This window comes from Xanthobacter sp. BG11Y11_SDJG (assembly GCF_057364445.1).
This window is the reverse complement of the sequence record NZ_JBNFNU010000336.1, coordinates 1-4,670: the sequence shown is the minus strand read 5'-3', so window position 1 is coordinate 4,670 and position 4,670 is coordinate 1. Positions and strand designations below refer to the sequence as shown.

At 68.7% G+C, this 4,670-nt stretch carries 4 protein-coding genes and 1 pseudogene; 4 read left to right on the top strand and 1 reads right to left on the bottom strand.

Translation table 11 applies throughout. The features are described from left to right. The 4 genes and pseudogenes from AC2W7M_RS20135 to AC2W7M_RS20120 all read left to right on the top strand — a co-directional run. Positions 1 to 196, top strand: a pseudogene (locus tag AC2W7M_RS20135) (hypothetical protein); the annotation flags it as partial. Between the two features lie 412 nt (positions 197 to 608). Further along, positions 609 to 1,610: a sialic acid TRAP transporter substrate-binding protein SiaP gene (locus tag AC2W7M_RS20130; RefSeq protein ID WP_486134384.1), complete on the top strand. Its 1,002-nt coding sequence runs from the start codon at positions 609 to 611 to the stop codon at positions 1,608 to 1,610. 300 nt (positions 1,611 to 1,910) lie between these two features. After that, positions 1,911 to 2,495, top strand: coding sequence for a TRAP transporter small permease (locus tag AC2W7M_RS20125; RefSeq protein ID WP_486134383.1), 585 nt, complete (start codon positions 1,911 to 1,913; stop codon positions 2,493 to 2,495). Between the two features lie 3 nt (positions 2,496 to 2,498). Continuing rightward, entirely contained in the window at positions 2,499 to 3,905 is a 1,407-nt protein-coding gene (locus tag AC2W7M_RS20120; RefSeq protein ID WP_486134381.1) for a TRAP transporter large permease, read from the top strand. A 7-nt stretch (positions 3,906 to 3,912) separates the two neighbouring features. On the opposite strand, the gene AC2W7M_RS20115 is transcribed toward AC2W7M_RS20120, so the two are convergent. Next, positions 3,913 to 4,503 carry an SRPBCC domain-containing protein gene (locus AC2W7M_RS20115; RefSeq protein ID WP_486134379.1) on the bottom strand — a complete coding sequence of 197 codons (591 nt, stop codon included), beginning with the start codon at positions 4,501 to 4,503 and terminating at the stop codon, positions 3,913 to 3,915. Positions 4,504 to 4,670 lie beyond the last annotated feature (167 nt).

Genomic DNA, 4,670 nt, shown 5'->3' with positions numbered 1-4,670 from the left:
CCCCGCCCCCGGCCGCTCCGGCCGCCGCCCCTGCGGAACCGGCGCCGGTGGACGTTGCGGCCCCCTTGCGACACCCGAGGCGGAGCCTGCGGTCCCCGCGCCCATGGAGACAGCGCCCCCCGCTCCGGCCGAGGCCACAAGCGAGCCGCAGAAGCCCCGTTCGGGCTGGTGGCAGCGCAAGCTGTTCGGCGGCTGAGCCGCGGCTGCGCCGATCCAACGCCGATTGACGACGACGCCTTGCCGGCCCCCCCGGGACGGAGTTGTTTTGTGAGGACGGGATGCCGTGACCGGGTGGCCTCCATCCGGGGCAGGCCTCACGCCGATCGGGGCGCCCCAGTGGACGCGGTACAGCCGGGACCAACTCCCTCCCCCGCATGCGGGGGCAGGTTCCGCGCCGCTGCTTGGTCGCAGACCATGAAAACGAGACACGCGCCGCGCGAGAGACCCCTTGCCGGTTGCGGCTGCCATAGTACCATGCAGCGGCGGCGGGCGTGGTGCGCCCACGAATCAAAACGATTTAAACGGGGTCCGCCAAGGCCCCGGCCGCACGGGACACGGTCACAGAACAAGCGGACATAGACGCCGCGATCCGCATTGGGAGGAACAGGATGATCCGTCTTCGCCGCGGCCTTTCGGCCGCCACGCTCTTCGGCGCCGCCTTGGTCGGGCTGCTCGCGGCCGGCCCCGCCAGCGCCCAGACCAAGCTGAAATGGGCGCACGTCTACGAGCCCGCCGAGCCGTTCCACACCGCCTCGGTCTGGGCCGCCGGCGAGATCGCCAAGCGCACCAACGGGCGCTATCAGATCGACGTCTATCCCTCCTCGCAGCTCGGCAAGGAGAGCGACATCAACCAGGGCCTCACCCTGGGCACGGTCGACATGATCATCTCGGGGTCGAGCTTCGCCGGGAAGGCCTACCCGCCCATCGGCGTCACCTATTATCCCTACACCTTCCGCGACGCGAACCACCTGCTGGCCTATGCCAAGAGCGACGTCTTCAAGGACCTCGCCAAGGGCTACAACGAGAAGACCGGCAACCACATCGTCGCCGTCACCTATTACGGCGTGCGCCAGGCGACCTCGAACAAGCCGTTCAAGAGCTGCGCCGAGATGAAGGGCCTCAAGATTCGCGTGCCGGACGCCCCGGCCTATCTCGCCATGCCCAAGGCGTGCGGCGCCAACATCACCCCCATCGCCTTCGCCGAGGTCTATCTCGCGCTTCAGAACGGCACCGTGGACGCGCAGGAGAACCCGCTCACCACCATCGAGGCGAAGAAGTTCTACGAGGTGCAGAAGAACATCATCCTCACCGGCCACATCGTCGACCACCTCAACACCATCATCTCCGCCAAGCTCTGGAACCAGCTCTCGCCCGAGGACCGCAAGATCTTCACCGAGGTGGCGCTGGAGGCGGCGGCGCGGGCCACCAAGGAGGTGGCGGCGCGCGAGAAGGAGCTGCTCGACGTGTTCAAGCAGAAGGGCCTCAACGTGATCGAGGTGGACACCGGCGAGTTCCGCGACACGGTGATGAAGAACATCACCTTCGAGAGCTTCGGCTACCGCAAGGCGGACTGGGACCGCATCCAGGCCATCAAGAGCGACGGCATGTGAGGCCGGGCCGTCAGGCACGAGGCGCGGGCGCCCCGGCGCCCGTTCCCCGGCCCAGCGACGGCGCAGCCTGAGCGGTCCCCCGGCCAAGCGACGGCGCAGCTGGAGCGCCGAGCCGGGGTCCAGGGGAGACTCCCGCGCAGCGGGCGACAGCTCGGGATGCAACAAATCCTGCGCCTGCGGCGGTTTTTGCGCTGGATCCCCGGCTCTCCTTCCCCTGCGCTGCGCTCCGTTCCAGTCGGCCGGGATGCGAGGACGTGCGCCGCCCAGCCGATCATCCCTCTCTTTCAGCACCGGACCCCCATGGCCCACGAGACCCACACCCGCGTCACCGGCGAGGAACTCGCCCACACCTTCGACGTGCAGGAGGAGGTGGACCTGTCCTCCTACGGCTTCGAGGACTGGATCACCCTCGTCGCCTTCTGGATCATGGCGGGCCTCGTCTTCCTCCAGTTCTTCACGCGCTACGTGCTGAACGACAGCTTCGCCTGGACTGAGGAGATCGCCAGCTACTTCCTGGTGGCGGTGGTGTTCATCGGCGCCGCCATGTGCGTGCGCCTGTCGCGCCACATCCAGGTGGACCTCCTCTACCGCTTCCTGCCGCCCGCGCCGGCGCGGGCGATGGCGCTCGGCGTCGACCTCGTGCGCACCGGCTTCATCGCCTACGGCGTGTGGCTGATGGTGCGCTACATCGCGCTGGTGGGCGACGAGCCCATGGTGATGGTCGATGCGCCGAAATCCTATGTCTATTACGCGGTGCTGTTCGGCTTCGTGATGATGCTGGTGCGCTCGCTCCAGGTCTCCTGGTGCAATCTCTGCCGCGGCTATTCCATCCTTGAGAGACCGGAGGCCTTCGAGGGCTCCCCCTTCGAGCACAAGGGAGACTGAGCCATGTGGGTCCTCATCGGCGGCTTCCTCGCCCTCATGATCTGCGGCGTTCCGGTGGCGATCGCGCTCGCCGGCTCCTCGCTGCTCTACATCCTGGTCTCCGGCACGGTGCCGGACGTGGTGATCGCCCAGCGCATGATCGCCGGGGTGGAGAGCTTCCCGCTGCTGGCGGTGCCGTTCTTCATCCTCGCCGGCAACCTCATGAACATCGCCGGCGTCACCGGGCGCATCTATGCCTTCGCGGTGGCGCTGGTGGGCTGGATGCGCGGCGGCCTCGGCCAGGTGAACATCATCGGCTCGGTGATCTTCTCCGGCATGTCGGGCACCGCCATCGCCGACGCCGCCGGGCTCGGCACCATCGAGATCAAGGCCATGAAGGACCATGGCTATTCCACCGAGTTCGCGGTCGGCGTCACCGCCGCCTCGGCGACGCTCGGCCCGATCATCCCGCCGAGCCTGCCGTTCGTGATCTACGGAATGCTGGCCAACGTCTCCATCGGCGCGCTGTTCCTCGGCGGCCTGATCCCGGGCGTGGTGATGACGCTTTTGATGATGATCACCGTCGCCTATTTCGCCCACCGCAACAAATGGGGCGCGGACGCCGCCTTCTCGTGGCGACAGCTGCTCTCCGCGGGCGTCGAGGTGGTGGTGGTGCTGGCCTTCCCGCTGGCGGTCTACGGCATGATCGAGGCCGGCCTCTCCACCAACCAGGCGGTGCTGATCGCGCTCGCCGCGCTCATCGCCCTCGACTGGTACTACGACTTCTCCGCCGTGATGGCGCTGATGACGCCGGTGATCCTGATCGGCGGCATGACGCTCGGCTGGTTCACGCCCACCGAGGCGGCGGTGGCGGCGGTGATCTGGTCGCTGTTCCTCGGCCTCGTGCGCTACCGCTCCATGACCCTGCGCACGCTGGCGAAGGCGACCTTCGACACCATCGAGACCACCGCCTCGGTGCTGTTCATCGTCACCGCCGCCTCGATCTTCGCCTGGCTGCTCACGGCGAGCCAGGCGGCGCAGATGCTCACCGACGCCATCCTCGGCTTCACCCAGAACAAGTGGGTGTTCCTGCTGCTGGCGAACCTGCTCATCCTGTTCGTCGGCTGCTTCATCGACACCATCGCCGCCATCACCATCCTGGTGCCGATCCTTTTGCCCATCGTGCTCAAGCTCGGCATCGACCCGATCCATTTCGGGCTCATCATGGTGCTGAACCTGATGATCGGTCTGCTGCATCCCCCGCTCGGCATGGTGCTGTTCGTGCTGGCACGGGTGGCCAAGCTCTCGGTAGAGCGCACCACGGTCGCCATCCTGCCCTGGCTGGTGCCGCTCATCCTGGCGCTGATCGCCATCACCTACATCCCCGCCCTCACCCTCTGGCTGCCCAACGCCGTGGGCCTCGGGCGGTGAGGGATGGCTAAGGGGAAGGCCGAGGCGCCTCCACCAGCGCGGCGAGGCGGTCGAGGGCGGCGGCAAGGCCCGCATCCATGGGCGAGCGCAGCACCAAAGTGCGGGCCGGCAGGCTCTCATAGGCATAGGTGAGGAGCGCCACGCTGCCGGCCGCCGCCGCGCGCAGCTCCAGCGCCACCTCGGTGGCGCCGGGATACCAGGCCGGGTCGAAGCGCTCGGTGGCGCGAAAGCCCCGGTCCGGCGTCACGGCGCCGAAGGTGCCCGACCAGCGCATCACCCGCCCGGCGGGATCGGCCACCGCATAATGGTAGGCCCCGCCCGGCACCGGGTCCGACGCGGCCTCGATCACCCGGAAGTACGGCGGGCCGAGCCATTGGCGGGCGCGGCCCGCATCGGTCCAGGCGCGAAACACGGCCGCGGTGGGCGCGGCGAAGGTGCGGGCGAACAGGATTTCGAGGTCGCCGCGCGGCGCGATGCACAGGCGGCCGGGCCGCGCGCACGCTTCGTCCGCCATCTCGTCGAGGGTGGGCCGGTCGGTGGCGATCAGGCTCTGGGTGTCTGTGCTCCAGGCCCCGCCGGGTGCCGCCTTGGTGGACATGCCGCTCCTCGCTTCGGGCGTCGCGCGGGGCGAGCTTGGAGGCGATCGGCCCCCTTTTGTCAATTTGCCCGCTGCGCGGGAGTCTCCCCTGGACCGCGGCTCGGCGCTCCGGCTGCGCCGTCGCTGGGCCGGGGAACACGCTCCGGCTGCGCCGTCGCTGGGCCGCC

Coding starts and splice junctions, on each gene's coding strand:
- AC2W7M_RS20130 (WP_486134384.1), top strand. CDS start 609: ATGATCCGTCTTCGCCGCGGCCTTTCGGCCGCCACGCTCTTCGGCGCC.
- AC2W7M_RS20125 (WP_486134383.1), top strand. CDS start 1,911: ATGGCCCACGAGACCCACACCCGCGTCACCGGCGAGGAACTCGCCCAC.
- AC2W7M_RS20120 (WP_486134381.1), top strand. CDS start 2,499: ATGTGGGTCCTCATCGGCGGCTTCCTCGCCCTCATGATCTGCGGCGTT.
- AC2W7M_RS20115 (WP_486134379.1), bottom strand. CDS start 4,503: ATGTCCACCAAGGCGGCACCCGGCGGGGCCTGGAGCACAGACACCCAG.